This window comes from Streptomyces sp. NPDC101776 (genome assembly GCF_044766845.1).
Lineage (GTDB): Bacteria > Actinomycetota > Actinomycetes > Streptomycetales > Streptomycetaceae > Streptomyces.
On record NZ_JBIWMV010000002.1, the window covers coordinates 410,446 to 430,863 of the forward strand.

The window sequence follows — 20,418 nt, forward strand, 5'->3', positions numbered from 1 at the left end:
GCGGTCGTCACGGTTGTCTCCAACGGTGTGGGGGCTCGTCAGAGGGTCACCGGCGCTGGTTTCCGGTTGTGCACAGGGGTGTTTCCGTGACGTTTCATTGCCGTGGCGTTACCGAAAGCTCACCGTGTGAGGCCCGGGTGGACTGTTGTGCGGCGGGGGCCTGTGGATCAGGGACAATGGGCGCCATGAGCGTTCGTACCCCGTCATCCAAGCCGCCTGAGTCGTCGGAGGCTCCCCACCGCGCCGGCTTCGCCTGCTTCGTGGGCCGCCCCAACGCGGGCAAGTCCACCCTTACGAATGCTCTGGTCGGCCAGAAGGTGGCGATCACCGCCGACCAGCCGCAGACCACGCGGCACACGGTCCGCGGCATCGTGCACCGGCCGGACGCCCAGTTGATCCTGGTCGACACCCCTGGCCTGCACAAGCCGCGCACCCTGCTCGGGCAGCGGCTCAACGACATCGTCCGTACGACATGGGCCGAGGTCGACGTCATCGGCTTCTGCCTGCCGGCGAACGAGAAGCTGGGCCCGGGTGACCGTTTCATCGCGAAGGAACTGGCGTCGATCAAGAAGACGCCGAAGATCGCGATCGTCACGAAGACCGACCTCGTCGACTCCAAGACCCTCGCCGAGCAGCTCATCGCGATCGATCAGCTCGGCAAGGAGCTGGGGTTCGAGTGGGCGGAGATCGTGCCGGTGTCGGCGGTCGCGGGCCAGCAGGTGGAGCTGCTCGCCGACCTTCTGATCCCGTTGCTGCCCGAGGGCCCGGCCCTCTACCCCGAGGGTGACCTCACCGACGAGCCCGAGCAGGTCATGATCGCGGAGCTGATCCGTGAGGCCGCGCTGGAGGGTGTCCGGGACGAGCTGCCCCACTCCATCGCCGTCGTCGTCGAGGAGATGCTGCCGCGCGAGGACCGGCCCGCCGACAAGCCGCTTCTCGACATCCACGCGTTCGTCTACATCGAGCGGCCCAGCCAGAAGGGCATCATCATCGGGCCGAAGGGTGCGCGACTGAAGCAGGTCGGGATCAAGTCGCGTAAGCAGATCGAGGCGTTGCTCGGTACGCCGGTGTTCCTGGACCTGCATGTGAAGGTGGCGAAGGACTGGCAGCGGGATCCTCGGCAGTTGCGGAAGTTGGGGTTCTAGAGGGGGAGTTGGGGGTTCTGGGGGCTTTTTTCGCCCCCGCCGCCCCTACCCGTCCCATCCTTCCGGGGCTCCGCCCCAGACCCCGCTCCTCAAGCGCCGGAGGGGCTGATTCTGCCTGCCGGAACTTTCAGGTGTTGGTGAGGGACATGTCCTGAAGGCCTATCACCCGCAGCAGCTGCAGGCGCTCGTACGACTCCGTCCCCGGGCGCGCCGTGTGGACGATGAGCAGGTGGTGGGCGTCCTGGTTCAGGAGGATCTCGCAGTCCAGTTCCAGGAGGCCTACCAGCGGGTGGCGGAAGCGCTTCGTGGACCGGCGGCGTACGGCCACCTCGTGGTCCTCCCACAGTCGCGCGAACTCCTCGCTGGACGCCCGGAGTTCGGCCACCAGTGCGGCCGGCTCGGGGTCGTCGGGGCGGGCCGCGGCCACCGCGCGCAGGTTCGCCACATGGGAACGCGCGTGCTCCGGGATGTCCTCCGGGGGAAACAGCTCCCGTGCCGCCGGGTCCAGGAAGAAGCGGCGGAGCAGGTTGCGTTCCCGGGGCGGGCGGGCGAACGCGTCGCCCGTCAGCGCCCGTGACATCGCGTTCTGGGCGATCACCTCACCGCAGTCGCTCGACACATGCGCCGGGGTGTCGTGCAGCCGGTCCAGGACCAGCAGGAGACCCGGCCGCAGGTGCGCGGTCCCGCCTCCCCTGCGCGGCGGCTCCTCGCCCGTCAGGTGGAAGAGGTGGTCGCGTTCGTCGTCCGTGAGCCGGAGCGCCCGCGCGAGCGCCGTCAGCATCTGGCGGGACGGGCGCGGGCCACGGGCCTGCTCCAGGCGTGTGTAGTAGTCCACGGACATGCCGGTCAGCTGGGCCACCTCCTCGCGGCGCAGCCCGGGCGTACGGCGCCGGGCGCCGGCCGTGAGGCCCACGTCGGCGGGGTCCAGGCGGGCCCGGCCGCGGCGCAGGAAGTCGGCGAGTTCGGCTCGGTTCACGCTTCCAGGGTGCGGCAGTCCGCCCGGCTTATCCAGGCACTGCCGATCCCCTGATCGGAAGGTCTCTCCCGGCCGCGCCGGATCGCTCCGAGGCTGGTGGCACCAGACCGTGAGGAGCAGATGATGTTGACACTGGTGACAGGCTCGACCGGACAGGTCGGACGGCGCTTCGTACCGAGGCTGCTGGCGCAGGCGAGGGCGGGGGAGCGGGTACGGGTGATCGTGCGCGACGCGGCCCGCGCCGAGCGCTTCGCGGAACTGGGCGCCGAGGTCGTCGTAGGCGATCTGCGCGACACCGACGTCCTAGGCAAGGCGGTCTCCGGCGTCGACGCTGTCGTGAACGTCGCCGCCTCCTTCCGCGGCGTACCGGACGAGGAGGCCTGGGCCGTCAACCACGAAGCGGCGGTCGCCCTGGGCAAGGCCTCGCTGGCCTCGGGCGTACGGCGTTTCGTCCAGGTCAGCACCGGAATGGTGTACGGCGTGGGACGCGGCCGGCCGCTGACCGAGGAGGACGAGAGCCGGCCCGGCGGCCAGATGTGGGGCGCCTACAACGAGTCGAAGGTGGCCGCCGAACGCGAACTCCTCGCCCTCGACACCATGGACGTACGGGTCGCCCGCCTCCCCTTCGTCTACGGCGAGGGCGACCCCCACCTCGCCAACTCCCTCCAGTGGGCCGCGAACTGGGCCTCGAACCAGCGCCTCCACATGGGCCACCACGCGGACGTGGCCCAGGGCCTGTTGCGCGTCCTGCACGCCCCGGGAGTCGCCGGCCGCGTCTACAACATCGCCGACGACGCCCCGGTCACCGCGGTCGAACTGCACCTGCTCAACGGGGTCGGGATCCCCGCCGATCTCGACCGGAACACCGATCCCGACCCGTGGTTCGGCATCATGTCCACCGAACGGATCCGCCGGGAGCTGGGCTACCGCCCGCTGTACCCCACGGCGTGGACCGCGCGGGAGGCCGGCGCGCTCTGACCCGGGTCAGTCCACCCCCCGGATCCGCCGCACCAGCAGTGCCCCCGCCATCCCGATCACCGCCGACACCAGATACAGCACCCGGTACCCGCCCAGATACGTCACGATCGGCGCGGCGAGGACGGGGGCCGCGACCTGGGGCAGCGCGTTCGCCACGTTGATGACGCCGAGGTCCTTGCCGCGGTCCACGGCCTTGGGGAGTACGTCCGTCATCAGGGCGAAGTCGACCGACGTGAAGACGCCGAAGCCGATGCCCAGCAGGGCCGCCGCGGCGATCGCGCCCGGCCAGGTCTGCCAGCCCGCGAGGACCGCCGTCGCCAGCGCCATCAGGACGCCGGACCAGATCACGAACGGCTTGCGGCGGCCGACCCGGTCGGACCACACCCCGCCGACCACCACCGTGGCCAGCAAAGTCAGCCCGTTCACCGCCGTCAGGATCAGGACCCCCTGGTCCGGGTCGTCGTAGTGCAGACGGTCGCGCAGGTAGTACAGGAGGTACAGCAGCACCAGCGCGTTGCTCAGGTTGATCAGGAAGCGGGTCAACCAGGCCCAGCCCAGGTCGGGATAGCGGCGCGGGCTCAGCCAGAAGCCCTTGAAGAAGCCCTGCCAGGACCACAACGGGCGGTCCGTCGGCGGGAGTCGGAGGTCCTTGTAGCGCAGGACGTACGGCAGCACGCCCACCGCCGTGAACACCGCGCACGCCACATAGCCCGCCTTGATGCCCCCGGCCGCCGTCGCCAGGCCCGTGCCGCCGACCACGCCCAGGATCTGCGCGGCGCCCAACCAGCCGCCCACAGAGCCCCGTTGGAGCCGCGGCACCCGGTCGGGCACGGCGGCCGTGACCGCCGCGAAGGCCGCGTTCAGGGTCAGTTGGACCAGGCACCAGCCGGCCGCCATCGTCCACACCCCGCCCGCGCCCGCGAGCAGCAGCAACGACAGCGCTCCGCCCGCCGCCCCGCCCACGATCCAGGGCGTACGGCGGCCCCACCGCGCCGTCGTGCGGTCGGACAGCGCGCCGAAGAGCGGATTGGCGACCAGCGACACCAGCGCGCCCGCGCCGGTCACCCACGCCAGCATCGTCTCCTTGGACATGCCGGTGCCGGGTGCGAAGTCCTTGGCCTGCGAGGCCAGCAGGATCTGCAGCGGGCCGTACCAGCCCACCCAGATCGCCCCGTTGGCGAGCGAGAGCGCGGACGTCCATCCCCGGCCCACCCGCTCGACGGGTTCGGCCAGGGCATCCACCGAAGCCACCGAAGAACGTCCCGTCGTCGTCATCTCTGAGCCTGGGCTCTCTGCGCCCGGAGCATGCCCTGGAACCAGCCGTACGACGCCTTCGGTGTGCGCGCCTGCGTCTCGTAGTCGACGTGGACCAGACCGAACCGCCGCTCGTAGCCCTCCGCCCACTCGAAGTTGTCCAGCAGCGACCACACGAAGTAGCCGCGTACGTCCACGCCCGCCTCCAACGCCCCGTGCAGCGCCCGCACATGGCCGTCCAGGAAGGTGATCCGGTCCTGGTCGTCGACGCCCTCGTACGAGCAGCCGTTCTCGGTGATGACGACGGGCGGGAGACGGTCGCCGTAGCGGTCGCGGAAGGTGGTGAGGAGTTCGGTCAGGCCCTCGGGGACCACCGGCCAGCCGAAGTCCGTGACCGGGGCGCCCTCGATGTCCCGTACCGAGAAGGGGAGTTCGGCGGGGAGGGTGAGGCCGCCGAACTCGATCTCGGCGCCCTGGGGTGCCCCGACCCGGCTCGGCGCGTAGTAGTTGATCCCGTACCAGTCGATCGGCTCGGCGATCACCTTCAGGTCGGACTCGACGTCGCCCGGCATCAACTCGCCCAGGCCGGAGGGGTATTCGCCCAGCAGCAGGGGGTCGGCGAACAGGCGGTTCAGGAGGAGGTCGTAGAAGTCCGCCGCCTGGATGTCCTCCGGGTCCTGGGAGGCCGGCCAGGTCGGGCCGTGCGAGTTGGCGATCCCGATGTCGGTGGCGCCGGCCGCGCGCAGCGCCCGTACCGCCAACCCGTGGGCCAGCAACTGGTGGTGGGCGACCGGCAGCGCGTCGAAGAGCAGGGTCTTTCCGGGGGCGTGGGCGCCCAGCGCGTGCCCCAACAGCGTATGTTCGGCGGGCTCGTTGAGGGTGATCCACTTCTTCACCCGGTCGCCCAGCCGCTCCGCCACCACCGACACGTACTCCGCGAATCGCGAGGCCGTGTCCCGGTCCAACCAGTCCTGGGTGACCGGGAGATCCCAGTGGAACAGGGTCGGGACCGGCCGTACGCCCGCCGCGCACAGGTCGTCGACAAGACGGTCGTAGAAGTCGAGGCCGCCGGGGGAGTTCACCCGTGGCCAGGAGACCGAGAAGCGGTACGCGTCCACGCCCAGGTCGGCCAGGAGGGCCACGTCCTCGCGGTGGCGGTGGTAGTGGTCACAGGCCACCGCCGCCGTCGAACCGTCCTTGATCCGGCCCGGCTCGGCCTCGAACCTGTCCCACACGGACGGTTCGCGTAGGTCCGCCGCGCCCTCGATCTGATGGGCCGAGGTGGAGACGCCCCAGAGGAAATCGGCCGGGAACCGAGGCATCGGATTGCCTGCATCATTCGCCATGCGCCGGATCATGGGTACCGGTGGTAACGGGTGTCAACGGGCGGGCGTGAACAAGCAGTTACGCCGACCCGTCGGCACCCGCTCAGGCACCTTCCTTCAACACCCTCGAGATCAGCTCCCGTTGCTCGTCGGTGAGCCGTGGGTCGGCCGTGTGCACGGTCTTCCCGTCCACCGTGATCTCGTAGTGGAAGCCGTCCGGAACGCCTGCCGCGGGCGAGCGCCGGCCGTCGGCGACCGCCCGTTCGGCCAGCGCGTGCCACTCGTGCGCGTCGGGCCGCGCCGAGGTGTCGACCTCGCCGCGGCGCTCGATGCCACCGAACCCGCCCGTGCGCCGTACCTGAATACGCATGGTTCCTGTCTAGTACGGATACGGGTCAGGCGCGACCAAGAGAGGGTGACTACGACGTCGGTACCCCGACCTGCTCCCACGCCTTCTGCACGGCCTGCAACTCCTCGCCGCCGTCCCCGAACCGGGCCTTCGCGGCGGTCACGGTGAGGGTCGCGAAGTCCTTGAACAGGGCGTCCTTCTTGAGCTCGCCGCCGGTCAGGACGTCGTACCAGACCTGTCCGGCCTTCTCCCAGGCGTGCCCGCCGAGCGCGTCGGCGACCAGGTAGAAGGCGTGGTTGGGGATGCCGGAGTTGATGTGCACCCCGCCGTTGTCGCGCCCGGTGTTGACGAAGTCGTCCATCGTCGCGGGCTGCGGGTCCTTGCCGAGCGCGTCGTCGTCGTAGGCCGTGCCCGGGGCCTTCATGGAGCGCAGGGCGACGCCGGAGACGCGCGGGGCGAGCAGGCCCGCGCCGATCAGCCAGTCGGCGTCGGCGGCGGTCTGGCCGAGCGTGTACTGCTTGATGAGCGAGCCGAAGACGTCGGAGATCGACTCGTTCAGGGCGCCGGGCTGGCCGAAGTAGGTCAGGTTCGCGGTGTACTGCGTGACGCCGTGGGTGAGTTCGTGGCCGATGACGTCGACCGGGATGGTGAAGTCGAGGAACAGTTCGCCGTCACCGTCGCCGAACACCATCTGCTCGCCGTTCCAGAACGCGTTGTCGTACTTCACGTCGTAGTGGACGGTCGCGTCGAGCGGCAGGCCCTGGCCGTCGATGGAGTGCCGGTTGAAGGCGTTGAGGTAGAGCTCGAAGGTGGCGCCGAGGCCGGCGTAGGCGCGGTTGACGGTCGCGTCCTTGCCGGGTTCGGACCCCTCGCTGCGGACCTTCTTGCCCGGCAGGTCCTGCTTGTGCTTCGCGTCGTAGATCGTGCGCTTCGGCTTGTCGGACTCGGCCGGTGCGGCGACGGTCGGTGCGCCGATGACGGTGGTCAGCCGGCGGTGGGTGCGCTCGTAGGCGTCGCGCTCCAGGGTCTCGCGGGCGGGACCGGAGAGCGCGGGGTCCTCGTGCCGGGCGAGCTTGTCGAGGACATGCGGCGGGACGATCGTGCAGAAGACGGGCTCGAAGCCCCCGTGAGTCGTCATGCCCGGCACCTTGGCACTGAGTGATGTGAATGTCACTAGCGGCAACCATGATTGGTGGAAAACGCGGACATTCATCACAGTCTCGTAGCGGAGAGTGGTATACGGCGGCGAATATCCCGCATAGTGATACGGCCCCCCGCACGGCGCACGTCTCGGCTAGTCTGCTGAACATCATGCGTATCGGGCTGCTTCTCCTTAGCTGCCGCGGCGAGGGCCTGTAGTCCAGGTCGACTCCCTCCCCGCGGAGCTTCGCGTTGCGTCGTCGGCCGTCCTTCAGGACACCACGAGGAGCCCCCGCATCATGGCAACCAGCCGCGCCAATCGCCAGCAGCCCAGTTCCATGCCGATCCACAAGTACGGCCGGTACGAGCAGGTCGACATCCCCGACCGCACCTGGCCCTCGCAGCGGATCACCGTAGCCCCCCGCTGGCTCTCCACGGATCTGCGGGACGGCAACCAGGCCCTGATCGACCCCATGTCACCGGCGCGCAAGCGCGCGATGTTCGACCTGCTGGTCAAGATGGGCTACAAGGAGATCGAGGTCGGCTTCCCGGCCTCCGGCCAGACCGACTTCGACTTCGTGCGCTCGATCGTCGAGGAAGAGGGCGCGATCCCGGACGACGTCACGATCTCCGTGCTGACGCAGGCCCGCGAGGACCTGATCGAGCGGACCGTGGAGTCCCTGAAGGGCGCCAAGCGCGCCACCCTGCACCTCTACAACGCGACCGCGCCCGTCTTCCGCCGTGTGGTCTTCCGCGGCTCCAAGGACGACATCAAGCAGATCGCCGTCGACGGCACGCGCCTGGTGATGAAGTACGCGGACGAACTGCTGGGCGCCGAGGCTGCTTCCTCGTCGTTCGGGTACCAGTACAGCCCCGAGATCTTCACGGACACCGAGCTGGACTTCGCGCTGGAGGTCTGCGAGGCGGTCATGGACGTCTGGCAGCCCGGCCCGGGCCGCGAGATCATCCTCAACCTGCCCGCCACCGTGGAGCGTTCGACCCCGTCCACGCACGCGGACCGCTTCGAGTGGATGGGCCGCCACCTGTCCCGCCGCGAGCACGTCGTCCTCTCCATCCACCCGCACAACGACCGCGGTACGGCCGTCGCCGCCGCCGAGCTGGCGCTGATGGCCGGCGCCGACCGCGTCGAGGGCTGCCTGTTCGGCCAGGGCGAGCGCACCGGCAACGTCGACCTGGTCACCCTGGGCATGAACCTGTTCTCCCAGGGCGTCGACCCGCAGATCGACTTCTCCGACATCGACGAGATCCGTCGTACGTGGGAGTACTGCAACCAGATGGACGTCCACCCGCGCCACCCGTACGTGGGCGACCTGGTCTACACGTCCTTCTCCGGCTCCCACCAGGACGCCATCAAGAAGGGCTTCGACGCGATGGAGGCCGACGCCAGGGCCAAGGGCGTCACGGTCGACGACATCGAGTGGGCGGTCCCGTACCTGCCGATCGACCCGAAGGACGTGGGCCGGTCCTACGAGGCCGTCATCCGGGTCAACTCGCAGTCGGGCAAGGGCGGAATCGCATACGTCCTGAAGAACGACCACAAGCTGGACCTGCCGCGCCGGATGCAGATCGAGTTCTCGAAGCTGATTCAGGCCAAGACGGACGCCGAGGGCGGCGAGGTCACCCCGAAGGAGATCTGGGCGACCTTCGAGGACGAGTACCTGCCGAACCCGGACAACGCCTGGGGCCGTATCCAGGTGAAGACCGGCCAGTCGACCACCGACACCGACGGCGTGGACACGCTCAAGGTGGAGGCCACCGTCGACGGCGTCGACACCGTCCTGACCGGCTCCGGCAACGGCCCGATCTCCGCGTTCTTCGACGCCCTGGGCTCCGTCGGCATCGACGTACGGCTCCTGGACTACCAGGAGCACACGATGAGCGAGGGTGCCTCCGCGCAGGCCGCCTCGTACATCGAATGCGCGATCGACGACAAGATCCTCTGGGGAATCGGCATTGACGCGAATACGACACGTGCGTCCCTGAAGGCCGTCGTCTCGGCCGTCAACCGCGCTACCCGCTGAACCATCCTGACCGGCGGTTTACCCGCCGTCGAAGGGCCCCGTGCGCCGGTCTCCGGCGGCCGGGGCCCCGTCGTTTCCCGGCCATTCCGTGTGGAGGTCACGGAGAGGTCTCGTCCGGGGTACTGACTCCGGCTCGACAATGTGGCTAACATCACGCCAGCGCGGCGATGTTGCCGCGGCGTTACGGAGGTGCGACGTGCTGCCTGAACGGGGACGAGACGGCCGAGCTGTCCATGAGGGCCGTGCGGCGCGCGTGCTGGGCATCCGTACCGCGTGGACCAGCGTCGGGGACGGCGAGTTCTTCTGCCCCGGATGCGGGGGCGACCGCAACTACCAGCGGCTCACCGGGCGCCGCCGCTTCACCCTGCTCGGCATGCCGGTGCTGCCGCGCGGCGACACCGGCCCGGTCGTCGAGTGCGCCGCCTGCCAGGGCCACTACGGCACCGACGTCCTCGACCACCCCACCACGAGCCGCTTCTCCGCGATGCTCCGCGACGCCGTGCACACGGTCGCCCTCGCGGTCCTCGCCGCGGGCGGAACGTGCGCCCGTACGTCCCTGGAGGCCGCCGCGGGCACCGTGCGCGCCGCCGGCTTCCAGGACTGCACCGAGGATCAGCTCGGCGCGCTCGTGGAGGCCCTGGCGGCCGACACCGGCCGCATCTTCGGCGAACCCAGCGGCGCCGGCCTCGCCATAGAGCTGCACGAGGCCCTCGACCCGCTCGCCCCGCACCTGGCCCCCGCAGGACGCGAATCGATCCTGCTCCAGGGCGCCCGTATCGCGCTGGCCGACGGCCCCTACACACCGGCCGAACGCGACGCCCTCGCCACCGTGGGCGCCGCCCTCACCATCTGCTCGGACGACGTGACCCGGCTCCTGGCGGCGGCGCGCACACCGTCGTAGTCCGTGCCCGTACTCCCGGGGGAGTAATACGGCCGCCCCTGACGCCCCCGGCAGTACACCCGAACTCGCCCTCCCGTGCGACGACTTGCCCCTCCCGCGCCGGAAGTCTGGAGAGCGCAACCAGAAATCCGCGCCGCGCCGGGAGGGGACCCGTTCCATGGGGGCCGAACAGAGGAACAGCACACGACGACGAGCCATCCCCTGGGTGGTGCTCGCGCTCTGGATCGGAGTGCTCGCGCTGGCCTCGCCGTTCGCGTCGAAGCTCGGCGACGTCACACACGACCGGGTGACCGACTATCTGCCCGCGAGCGCCGACTCCACCCAAGTCGCCAAGATCCAGGAGCAGTTGCCCGGCGGCCAGACCACCGAACTGGTCCTCGTCTACCACCGCGCCGACGGACTCACGGCCGCCGACAGATCCACGGCGGCCCAACAGCTCGCGCGGATCCGCACCTTGCACCCGCTCTCCGCCACGCCCCACGGCGTCCCGTCCGCCGACGGCACCACCCTCATGTACCCGGTCACCAGCAACTGGCCCGGCACCGACGAGAAGAAGCGCACCGCCCTCGTCGACGACATCCGCCAAGTCGCCCAGGACAAGGCCGGGTTGACGGTCCAGGTCGGCGGCCCCGGCGCGCTGGCCACCGACGCGGGCAAGGTCTTCGACTCGCTCGGCGGACCCCTGCTCTACACGACCGTCGCGGTGGTCGCCCTCCTGCTGATCCTGATCTACCGCAGCCCGGTCCTGTGGCTGGTCCCGCTCGCGGTCGCCGGAGTCGGCGACTTCCTGGCCACGGGGATCGCCTACGGTCTCAACCAGGCCTTCGGGACGACCATTTCGGGCCAGAGCACGGGCATCATGACGATCCTCGCCTTCGGCGCCGGCACCGACTACGCCCTCCTGCTCGTCTCCCGCTACCGCGAGGAACTACGACGCTTCGAGCGCCCCTACGACGCGATGCGCGCCGCCCTGCGCGGCTGCGGGCCCGCCGTGCTCGCCTCCTCCGGCACGGTCGCCGCCGGGCTGCTGTGCCTGCTCGCCGCCGACCTCAACTCCAGCCGTGGAATGGGCCCGTTGGGGACTGTAGGGGTCCTGTCCGCGCTTGTCGCGATGCTCACGCTGCTGCCCGCGCTCCTCGTCCTGCTGGGCCGCCGTGTGTTCTGGCCGCTGGTCCCCGCGTTCGGCTCCACGCCCAAGGCCCGCCGCTCGCTGTTCTCCGCGATGGGCGGCTCCGCCGGACGCCGGCCCCTGCTCGTCCTCACCGGCGGCGCCGTCCTGCTCGGCGCGCTCGCCCTGGGCACCCTGAACCTGCCCGGCTCCGTCAAACAGGACGACACCTTCGTCGACCGCCCCGACTCCGTCACCGCGATGCGCACCCTCGCCGAGGCCTACCCCGAACGCTCCGCGCAGCCCATCGACGTCGTCACCCCGGCCGCCCGCGCCGACGCCACCCTCGCCACGATCCGGGCCACCCGGGGCGTCGCGGGCGCCGAAGAGGGCCGTAGCGGAAAGGGCTGGACCGAGATCTCCGTGACCGCCGTCGGCGCGCCCCAGTCGGCGGCCGAGACCCGCACCATCGACGACCTGCGGCACACGCTCGAGGGCTCCTACGTCGGCGGGCCCAGCGCCCAGCAGATCGATCTGCGGGACACCAACGCGCGGGACCGGCTCGTCGTGGTGCCGATCGTCCTCGTGTCCGTGCTGCTCATCCTGACCGTCCTGCTGCGGTCGCTGGTCGCGCCGCTCATGCTGGTGGCCGCCGTGATCGCGGTGTGGGGCGCGGCGCTCGGCATCGGCGGGCTGGTGTTCGGCCCGCTGTTCGGATTCCAGGGAACCGACCCGGGGCTGGGCCTGCTCTCCTTCGTCTTCCTGGTCGCCCTCGGCGTCGACTACGGCATCTTCCTCATGCACCGGATGCGGGAGGAGTCGATCGGGGGCGCCGAACCGGTCGCCGCCGCGCTGACCGCCCTGCGCACCACGGGCGGGGTCATCGCCTCCGCCGGACTCGTCCTCGCCGCGACCTTCGCGGTGCTGACCAACATGGGGCTGGTCCAACTCGTCGAGCTGGGCTTCGTGATCGCGGTGGGCGTGCTGCTGGACACCTTCCTCGTGCGGACCTATCTGGTGACCAGCGCGAGCGTGCTCCTGGGCCGCAAGGTGTGGTGGCCGGGGCGGCTGTCCCGGGCGCCCGGGACCGTACGCCCGGAGCGGCAGCCGGAGCCGGTGTGAGGGCCGCACGTCCGGCCGGCGGAAGATGAACCCCGTGCGGGCCACCACGATGAGCGTCCGGCGGCAGGACGCGTTCCTCGCCGCCGGTCTCGCCGTGCTCGCGTCGGTCGTCGCCGTCAGCTTCGGCAGCGGACGGCGGCCGGACGCGCTCGGCTGGGCACTGCTGCTCGCCCTGCATGTCCCGCTGGCCTGGCGGCGACGGGCGCCGCTGACGGTGTTGTGCGTGATGATCCCGCTGATCGCGGTCTACCACCGGCAGGACTACGACCACTCGGCGCCGACCGCCGCCTCGATGGTCCTCCTCTACACGGTGGCCGTCACCGGCAGCACCCGGCGCACGGTGACCATCGGCTGTTCGGTGGTCGGGCTGATGCTGGTGCTGAAGGCCGATCACGGCATGGCCGGGGTCGCCGAGAGCTTCCAGATCGCCGGCTGGATCGTCTCCATGCTCGTCCTCGGCGGCTACCTCCGGGTTCATCGTCAGCTGACGGACGCGGCCCTCGAACGCGCCGAACGTGCCGAGCGCACCCACGAGGAGGAGGCCCGCCGCCGCGTCGCCGAGGAACGCCTGCGCATCGCCCGCGACCTGCACGACCTGCTCGCGCACAGCATCACCCTCATCGGCGTGCGGACATCGGTGGCCGCGCACGTGCTCACCGAGGACCCCGACCGCCTCGACCGGGCCGCCGTCGCCAAGGCCCTCGACGACATCGCGGACACCTGCCGGGCGGCACGCGGTGAACTCCGCACCACCCTGGAGGTGCTCCGGGAGGACGGCCCGCCCGACGAACGCGGCCCGCTCCCCGGCCTCGGCGCACTGCCCGACCTCGCCGCCACGGCCCGGGACGCGGGCGCGAAGGTCGAACTCGCGGTGCCGGCCGACGCCGTCCCGGCCGCCGTCGGCGCCGCCGCCTACCGGATAGTCCAGGAGGCGCTCACCAACGCGGTACGACACGGCGGGCGCGCCGACCTCACCGTGCGGGTCGGCGTCCACGAGCGCGACGGCGCCCTGCACGTGGACGTCACCGACGACGGACTCGGCAGCGGTGCCGCCCCGCCCGGCTTCGGACTGGTCGGCATGCGCGAACGGGTCCGCAGCGTCGGCGGCACACTGACCGCCGGACCACTCGACACAAGGGGTTTCCACGTGAACGCCGTACTGCCGCTGCACACGAACGGCGAGGAGGAGGTGCGGTGACCGCCGTCCGCGTACTCCTCGCCGACGACCAGACCCTCGTACGGGCCGCGTTCGCCATGCTCGTCGAGTCGGCGCGGGACATGGAGGTCGTAGGACAGGCCGCCACCGGCCGTGAGGCCGTGGCGCTCGCCCGCACGTCACGCGCCGACCTCGTCCTGATGGACATCCGCATGCCCGACCTCGACGGCATCGAGGCCACCCGCCTCATCGCCGCCGACGAGGACCTCGCCGGGGTCAGGATCCTCGTCCTCACCACCTACGACACCGACGAGAACGTTGTGGAGGCGCTGCGCGCCGGCGCCTCCGGATTCCTGGTCAAGGACACCCGTCCGGCCGAACTCCTCGACGCGATCCGCACGGTGGCGGCCGGAGAGGCGCTTCTGTCACCGGGTCCGACGGCCCGGCTCATCTCCCGCATCCTGAGCAGCCCCGCCGCGCCCGCCACCGGCGGCCCCGAATGCCTCTCCGCACGGGAACGCGGAGTGCTCGCCCTGGTCGCCCGCGGCCTCAACAACACCGAGGTGGCCGAAGCGTTGGGCCTGAGTCCGCTCACCGCGAAGACGCACGTCAGCCGCATCATGGGCAAACTCGGAGCGCGGGACCGGGCCCAGCTGGTGATCGTGGCGTACGAGTCCGGGATGGTGACACCAGGGAGGCTGTGACGGACAGGTCGGCGTCGTTCCGCGAGGGGCGACCTCCGCAAGGGAGCGCGATGACCATCCTGAGCCGCACGCTTCTCGTAGCCGCAGTACTGGCCGCCCCCATCACTCTTGCCGACCACGCGTCCGCGCGCTCCGGCTGTACGTCCTCGGTGCCCTACGTCTCCGGAGACGGCGGCTACGACACCTACCGCATCCCCGCGACCGTCACCACCGACCAGGGCACCGTCCTCGCCTTCGCCGAGGGGCGGCACAACGACGCGGGCGACACCGGCAACATCGACGTCGTCCTACGGCGCTCCACCGACGGCGGCTGCACCTGGGGCCCGCTGTCCGTGGTGGCCGCCGGCGACGGGGACACCCGGGGCAACCCGGCCCCCGTGATCGACCCCCGCAGCGGCGCGATCGTGCTGGTCACCTCCTACAACAGCGGGACCGTGACCGAGGGCCAGATCATGCGCGGCGAGGTCACGGCCGAGCAGAGCCGCCGGGTGTTCGTACAGCGCAGCTGGGACGACGGGCGGAATTTCACGGCTCCTCGGGACATCACGGGCGAGGTGAAACTGCCGAGTTGGCGCTGGTACGCGACCGGTCCCGGGCACGCGATCGCCCTGACGCGGGGGGTGCATGCCGGTCGGCTGGTGATCCCCGCGAACCACTCCGCCGCACCACCCGCAGGATCCACCGACACCGGGCAGGAGGCGAAGTACTACGGCGGCCACGCCCTGTACAGCGACGACGGCGGCGACACCTGGCGGCTGGGGTTCGTGGACTCCACGTACGACGGCATCGACAACGCGAACGAGTCGTCCGCGGCCGAACTCCCCGACGGACGGCTGTACTTCAGCTCCCGCGACCAGTTGGGCACGAGCACGGGGAACCGGCTCGACACGTACTCCAGCGACGGGGGTACGAGTCCGGACCGGCCCTACGCGGTGCAGCACACCCTGGACGACGTACCGGTGGTGGAGGGCAGCGTGCTCCAACTCCCCGGCGCCGGTGGGGCGTTGCTGTTCTCGGCGCCGTCCGTGCCCAACGTCCGTCAAGGGATGGCGATCTGGCGGAGCGGAGACGGCGGGGCGAGCTTCGTCAAGGCGGTGACGTTGTCCCGGGAGTGGGCCGGGTACTCGGATCTGGTGCGGGTGGGGGCGGACACGGTGGGCGTGCTCTATGAGACGGGGGCGATGAGCGCGTACGACTCGATCGAGTTCCGGCGAGTGGCGCTCGGGGGGTGAGGGGCCCTGTCGCAGAGGGCCCCGGGGAAATGCGGCTACAGCAACCCCGCCGCCGCCAGGAACTTCCCCACCCGCTCCACCTCGTCCGCCGACAGGGCGACTTGAGGCTCCGCGGTCGCGGCGCACGAGATCACCCCCCGCAGATGCAGCGCCGCCTTGAACGCCCCCAGCGCCGACGAACCACCCCCCATCCGCGCCGGGTCACCCACCCCCACCAGCCCGAACAACACACACAGCCGCTCCTGCTCAGCCCGCGCCCGCGCCAAGTCCCCGGCCCGGCACAGCGCGTCAAGCCGGACATACCCGTGGGGATCGACGTTGGCGAGCCCCGGCACCGCCCCGTCCGCCCCCAACGCCAGCGCAGAGTCGACGAACAGCTCGGACCCGGTCAGCACGCTGAACCCGGTGATGTCCGGATGGACCCGCGCGCCGGTGACGACCGTACGGAATCCGCCGAGGTCCCCGCTGGAGTCCTTGAGGCCGGCCAGCACACCCTCGGCGGCGAGTTCCAGGACGAGGTCGGAAGGCAGCTTGGTGTGGACGGACGCGGGGAGGTCGTAGGCGACGACAGGAACCGACGACGCGGCGGCGACGAGACGGTAGTGGCGGGCGATCTCGGCGGGATGGGTGCGTGTGTAGAAGGGGGCCGTCACCACCACCGCGTCCGCCCCCGCGTCCGTCACCGCGGCCACATGGTCCAGCACCCGAGGCGTCGTCATGTCGATCGCCCCTGCCAGCACCGGGAGTTGACCCCCCACATGAGCCACCACCGCCTCGACGACGTACCTGCGCTGCCGGTCCGTCAGATACGCCGCCTCCGAGGTCGAGCCGAGCAGGAACAGCCCGTGCACCCCGGCCTCGACGAGATGGTCGACGAGCCTGAGCAGTGAACGGACGTCCACCTCGCGGTCCGGTGTCAGGGGGGTGCAGACGGGCGGTACGACACCGGTGAGCGGGGCGGGGAAGGTCATGAAGGCTCCATGGGGAGGTTTTGGCGAACGAGGTCGCGGGTCGACAGGTCCTCCTCCACAGGATGGTGGCAACGGTAGAGATGTCCCGGCGTCGACGCGGGTGAAAAGTCCGGCATGACGGACGCGCACACGTCGTCGGCCTTCCAGCAGCGCGTGCGGAACGGACACCCGCTGGGCGGGCGCGTCGCCGACGGCACCGGCCCGATCAGCGGGATCGGGTCGATGAGGTGGAGCAGGCCGGGGGTCGCCGAGAAGAGTGCCCGGGTGTACGGGTGCCTCGCCCGGTCGGTGACCTGGTCGGCCGGGGTCTCCTCGACGATCCGGCCCAGGTACATGGTGATCACGCGGTCGCTCATCCGCCGTACCGTCTGGATGTCGTGGGAGACGAACACGAGGGCCAGGCCCAGCCGTTCCTTCAGGTCGAGGAGGAGGTTGAGGATCTGGGCCCGGACCGAGACGTCGAGCGCGCTGGTCGGTTCGTCGGCCACGACGAGGCCGGGGTCCAGCGCCAACGCCCGTGCGATCGCGACGCGTTGGCGCTGGCCGCCGGAGAGCTGTCCCGGGAGGCCGTCGGCGAGCGCGCGGGGGAGACCGACCAGCGACATCAACTCCCTTACCCGGTCCTCCCGTTCGGGCTTCGTGCCGCGGCCGTGCACGTCCAGCGGGTCCCGCAGTATCTGCCGGATCGTCAGACGGCGGTTCAGCGCGGTCGACGGGTCCTGGAAGATCATGCCGATGCCGGTGCCCACCGCGGCCCGGCGTTCACCATCCGGCATCGACCACAGGTCACGGCCCCGGAAGGACACCGTGCCGGACGTCGGCCGCTGTACGCCCACCAGCACCTTCGCGAGCGTCGACTTGCCGCAGCCGGACTCGCCGACCACGCCGACCGTCTCGCCGGGGGCGACGGTGAGATCGGCGCCGGTCAGGGCGTAGACCCGATCGCGGCTGAACAGACCGCCGCTGCGCGCCTTGTGGACGACATGGGCGTCCGAGAGTTCGACCAGCGGGCCGTTCACGCGACCGTCTCCGACCCGACCCGTGCACCGCTCATGACACCGTCTCGCTCTCCGTCGTCACCAGGTCGATCGCCGGGTGGTGGCAGGCCACCGTGTGCGTGCGCGGGCCGACCGGATCGGGTGCCGTCGTACGGCAGCGGTCGCTCGCCAGCGGGCAGCGGTCGGCGAAGCGGCAGCCCGCCGGGAAGTCGGCGGGGGAGGGGACCACGCCCTTGATCTGGGTCATCCGCTCGGCCGCCGACTCCAACGACAGCACGCTGCCGAGCAGCCCGCGCGTGTAGTGGTGGGCCGGCGACTCCACCAGGTCGGCGGTCACACCCGACTCCACGATCTGTCCGCCGTACATCACCACCACCCGGTCGGTGACATCGGCGATCAGCGCCAGGTCGTGCGAGACGAGGACGAGTGCGAAGCCCAACTCCTCGCGCAGCCGCAGCAGTAGCTCGATGACCTGCGCCTGCACGGTGACGTCGAGGGCGGTGGTCGGTTCGTCGGCGACGATCAGCTTGGGGTCGCGGGACAACGCCATGGCGATCAGGACGCGTTGGCGCTGGCCGCCGGAGAGTTCGTGCGGGTAGCTGCGCAGGGTGCGCTCCGGGTCGAGGCCGACCATCGTCAGCAACTCGCCCGCCCCGCGGCGCCCTCCGCGCCGTATCACCTGCTTGAGCTGGGCGCGGATCGTCATCGCCGGGTTCAGGGACGACAGGGCGTCCTGGTACACCATGGCCATCTCGTGGCCCAGCAGCTTGCGGCGCACCCGCATGGGCTCGCCCACCAACTGCCGCTGGTTGAACCGGACATGGCCGCGCACCCGCGCGCCCTTCGGTTCCAGGCCCATCACCGCGAGCGCCGTCAGCGACTTGCCGCAGCCCGACTCGCCCACCAGGCCCAGGACTTCACCCGCCCGCACCTCGAAGCTGATGCCGTCGACGATGTCCACGCCGTGGTGGCGGCCCTCGAAGCCGATGGCCAGGTTCTCCACCGCCAGCACCGGAAGGCCGTCGGGGTCGGGCAACGGCCTTGCGCGCGACCGGAGTCGGAGCGCCGCCTCCGTCAGACCGGGGAGCTGGAGCACCTCGCCGCTGCCGGGCGCGGGCGCGTCGAGCGGGTCGTCGTCGTTGGCCTGCCGTACGTCCACCTCGCGCGGGGCAGGCGCCGCCCACGCGTCCGAGACGCCCTCGGACAGTATGTTCAGCGAGAGGACGGTGACCAGCATCAGCAGCCCGGGGAAGACCGTCGCCCACCAACCCCCGGTCAGCACCATGTTCTTGCCGTCCGCGATGACACTGCCCCACGACGGGTCCGGGGGCCGTACGCCCGCGCCGATGAACGACAGCGACGCCTCGAAGACGATCGCCTCGGCGACCTGAACCGTGCAGAACACCAGGATCGGGGCAGCGCAGTTGACGGCCACGTGCTTGATGACGATGTGCGGGGTGCGGGCGCCGATCACCCGTTCCGCGGTGACGTAGTCCTCGCCGTACTGGTCAAGTACGTTGGCCCGTACGACCCTTGCCACCGGTGGGGTGAACAGGAACGCGATCGCGCAGATCAGCACGGTGATCCCGCCGCCGAACACGGCGACCAGGACGGCCGCGAGCGCGATGCCGGGGAACGCCATCACCACGTCCAGGCAGCGCATCAGCGTCTCGTCGACGCCCTTGCGCGAGGTCGCGGCGACGGCCCCGAGCAGGGCGCCGACCACGAGCGCCAGCGCGGTAGCCCCGAGCCCGATCGCGAGGGACCAACGGGCGCCGTACATCAGCCTGCTGAGGATGTCCCGGCCCAGGCTGTCCTGGCCCATCCAGTGGCCGGCGGAGGGGTGCCCGGTGCCGTCGACGGGCAGTCGCTGGTCGAGCGGGTCGTGCGGGGTGAGGAGCGGCGCGAACAGCGCCACCAGCACCACGACCGCGAGGAAGCCCACCGCGACCTTCGACAACAGGGGCAGCCGGCGCCAGCCGCGCAGCCGGATGCCGGGCCGGGACAGGGTCTCCGCGAGGCCCTTGCGGGAGAACCGGGGGAACTGAGCGAACATCAGGAAGCATCCCTCAGGCGGGGGTTGACCAGCAGATAGAGGATGTCGATGACCAGGTTCACCACGACGAACCCGGTCGCCGTCGTGAGCACCACGCCCTGGACGACGGCCGGGTCGCCGTTCTGCACGGCGTCGATCATCAGCTTGCCCATCCCGGGGAGGGAGAAGATGGTCTCGATGACGACCGCACCGCCGAGCAGGTATCCGACGCGCAGACCCAGCACGGTGAGCGGGTTCATCAGCGCGTTGCGCAACACGTTCCGGCCGACCACGACCCTCGGCGGCAGTCCGCTGCCGATCGCGGTCCGGACGTAGTCCTTGTCCAGCTCCTCGACCACCGACGTCCTTACGATGCGCGTGAGTTGGGCCGCCACCGGCAGCGACAGCGCGAGCGCCGGGAGGGCCATCGTCTTGAGCCAGCCGGTGAGGGAGTCCGCCGGGTTGATGTAGCCGCCGGTCGGGAACCAGCCCCGGTCGACGGCCAGGTACTGGATCATCAGCAGCGCCAGCCAGAAGCCGGGCGCGGCGACCCCGGTCAGCGACACGACCCGGATGATCTGGTCGGGCAGCCGGTCCCGGTAGATCGCCGCCGTCACCCCGCCGAGCAGGGACAGCACCACCGCGATCCCCAGCCCCAGGAAGGTGAGTTGGAGGGTGAGCGGCAGCGCGGTGGTGACCTGCTGGACGACCGGCGCCCGGGTCAGGGCGCTGGTGCCCAGGTCACCGTGGAGGAGTGCGCCCACGAAATGGACGTAGCGCAGGGGGAGGGGATCCAACAGGCCGTTGCGTTCGCGGAAGTCGTGCAGTTGCCGCGGGGTCGGGTTGGCGCCCTGGAAGAACGCGGACGCCGGGTCGACGTCCGAGAAGCGCATCACCACGAACACGAACAGCACGATGCCGAGCATCAGCGGTACGAGCAGGACGATACGGCGGGCCAGAATCCTGACGACGGTGACCATGG

General features: G+C 70.7%; 17 protein-coding genes. 8 read left to right on the forward strand and 9 right to left on the reverse strand.

Translation table 11 applies throughout. The features are described from left to right. Positions 1-185: 185 nt before the first annotated feature. Complete coding sequence (gene era / locus ACIRRY_RS07610) at positions 186-1,145, forward strand: GTPase Era (RefSeq protein ID WP_403968980.1); 960 nt, start codon at positions 186-188, stop codon at positions 1,143-1,145. Positions 1,146-1,272: 127 nt separating this feature from the next. Here the strand turns inward: era and ACIRRY_RS07615 are convergent, their stop codons facing one another. Next, on the reverse strand, positions 1,273-2,121 hold the full coding sequence (locus tag ACIRRY_RS07615; RefSeq protein ID WP_403968981.1) for a helix-turn-helix transcriptional regulator: 849 nt from the start codon (positions 2,119-2,121) through the stop codon (positions 1,273-1,275). Between the two features lie 123 nt (positions 2,122-2,244). On the opposite strand from ACIRRY_RS07615, the gene ACIRRY_RS07620 reads away from it, so the two are divergent. Then, entirely contained in the window at positions 2,245-3,099 is an 855-nt protein-coding gene (locus tag ACIRRY_RS07620) for an NAD-dependent epimerase/dehydratase family protein (protein ID WP_403970835.1), read from the forward strand. A 6-nt stretch (positions 3,100-3,105) separates the two neighbouring features. Here ACIRRY_RS07620 and ACIRRY_RS07625 read toward each other — a convergent pair whose 3' ends face one another. The 4 genes from ACIRRY_RS07625 to ACIRRY_RS07640 all read right to left on the reverse strand — a co-directional run bounded on the left by ACIRRY_RS07625 (position 3,106) and on the right by ACIRRY_RS07640 (position 7,165). Beyond that, the gene (locus ACIRRY_RS07625; protein WP_403968982.1) at positions 3,106-4,374 is read right to left on the reverse strand and encodes an MFS transporter; all 1,269 of its coding nucleotides are present in this window, start codon (positions 4,372-4,374) and stop codon (positions 3,106-3,108) included. Further along, positions 4,371-5,699, reverse strand: coding sequence for a GH1 family beta-glucosidase (locus tag ACIRRY_RS07630; protein ID WP_403968984.1), 1,329 nt, complete (start codon positions 5,697-5,699; stop codon positions 4,371-4,373). Before ACIRRY_RS07630 ends, ACIRRY_RS07625 begins: the two co-directional genes overlap by 4 nt. 82 nt (positions 5,700-5,781) lie before the next feature. After that, positions 5,782-6,048, reverse strand: a complete 267-nt coding sequence (locus tag ACIRRY_RS07635) for a protealysin inhibitor emfourin (RefSeq protein ID WP_403968986.1) — start codon at positions 6,046-6,048, stop codon at positions 5,782-5,784. 49 nt (positions 6,049-6,097) lie between these two features. Continuing rightward, positions 6,098-7,165 carry a M4 family metallopeptidase gene (locus ACIRRY_RS07640; RefSeq protein WP_403968988.1) on the reverse strand — a complete coding sequence of 356 codons (1,068 nt, stop codon included), beginning with the start codon at positions 7,163-7,165 and terminating at the stop codon, positions 6,098-6,100. 301 nt (positions 7,166-7,466) lie between these two features. Here ACIRRY_RS07640 and leuA point away from each other — a divergent pair, with 301 nt between their 5' ends. The 6 genes from leuA to ACIRRY_RS07670 all read left to right on the forward strand — a co-directional run bounded on the left by leuA (position 7,467) and on the right by ACIRRY_RS07670 (position 15,432). After that, a complete protein-coding gene (gene leuA, locus ACIRRY_RS07645; RefSeq protein WP_403968990.1) occupies positions 7,467-9,209 on the forward strand; it encodes a 2-isopropylmalate synthase in 1,743 nt (580 codons plus the stop codon). Between the two features lie 196 nt (positions 9,210-9,405). Next, positions 9,406-10,110 carry a TerB family tellurite resistance protein gene (locus ACIRRY_RS07650; protein WP_200682148.1) on the forward strand — a complete coding sequence of 235 codons (705 nt, stop codon included), beginning with the start codon at positions 9,406-9,408 and terminating at the stop codon, positions 10,108-10,110. Between the two features lie 157 nt (positions 10,111-10,267). Next, the gene (locus ACIRRY_RS07655) at positions 10,268-12,340 is read left to right on the forward strand and encodes an MMPL family transporter (protein WP_403968992.1); all 2,073 of its coding nucleotides are present in this window, start codon (positions 10,268-10,270) and stop codon (positions 12,338-12,340) included. A 25-nt stretch (positions 12,341-12,365) separates the two neighbouring features. Next, positions 12,366-13,538, forward strand: a complete 1,173-nt coding sequence (locus ACIRRY_RS07660; protein ID WP_403968994.1) for a sensor histidine kinase — start codon at positions 12,366-12,368, stop codon at positions 13,536-13,538. Continuing rightward, the gene (locus ACIRRY_RS07665; protein WP_403968995.1) at positions 13,535-14,200 is read left to right on the forward strand and encodes a response regulator; all 666 of its coding nucleotides are present in this window, start codon (positions 13,535-13,537) and stop codon (positions 14,198-14,200) included. The genes ACIRRY_RS07660 and ACIRRY_RS07665 overlap by 4 nt, the downstream gene beginning before the upstream one ends. Positions 14,201-14,250: 50 nt before the next feature. After that, complete coding sequence (locus tag ACIRRY_RS07670) at positions 14,251-15,432, forward strand: exo-alpha-sialidase (RefSeq protein WP_403968997.1); 1,182 nt, start codon at positions 14,251-14,253, stop codon at positions 15,430-15,432. A gap of 35 nt (positions 15,433-15,467) precedes the next feature. Here the strand turns inward: ACIRRY_RS07670 and ACIRRY_RS07675 are convergent, their stop codons facing one another. Genes ACIRRY_RS07675 through ACIRRY_RS07690 form a run of 4 tightly spaced genes read right to left on the reverse strand, consistent with a single transcriptional unit; the run spans position 15,468 to position 20,416 of the window. Then, positions 15,468-16,403 (reverse strand): dihydrodipicolinate synthase family protein, encoded by a 936-nt coding sequence (locus tag ACIRRY_RS07675; RefSeq protein WP_403968998.1) that lies wholly within the window; start codon positions 16,401-16,403, stop codon positions 15,468-15,470. Next, positions 16,400-17,422, reverse strand: a complete 1,023-nt coding sequence (locus tag ACIRRY_RS07680) for an oligopeptide/dipeptide ABC transporter ATP-binding protein (protein WP_403969000.1) — start codon at positions 17,420-17,422, stop codon at positions 16,400-16,402. The genes ACIRRY_RS07675 and ACIRRY_RS07680 overlap by 4 nt, the downstream gene beginning before the upstream one ends. A gap of 31 nt (positions 17,423-17,453) precedes the next feature. Continuing rightward, positions 17,454-19,457 carry a dipeptide/oligopeptide/nickel ABC transporter permease/ATP-binding protein gene (locus tag ACIRRY_RS07685; RefSeq protein ID WP_403969002.1) on the reverse strand — a complete coding sequence of 668 codons (2,004 nt, stop codon included), beginning with the start codon at positions 19,455-19,457 and terminating at the stop codon, positions 17,454-17,456. Continuing rightward, positions 19,457-20,416 (reverse strand): ABC transporter permease, encoded by a 960-nt coding sequence (locus ACIRRY_RS07690; RefSeq protein WP_403969004.1) that lies wholly within the window; start codon positions 20,414-20,416, stop codon positions 19,457-19,459. The genes ACIRRY_RS07685 and ACIRRY_RS07690 overlap by 1 nt, the downstream gene beginning before the upstream one ends. Positions 20,417-20,418 lie beyond the last annotated feature (2 nt).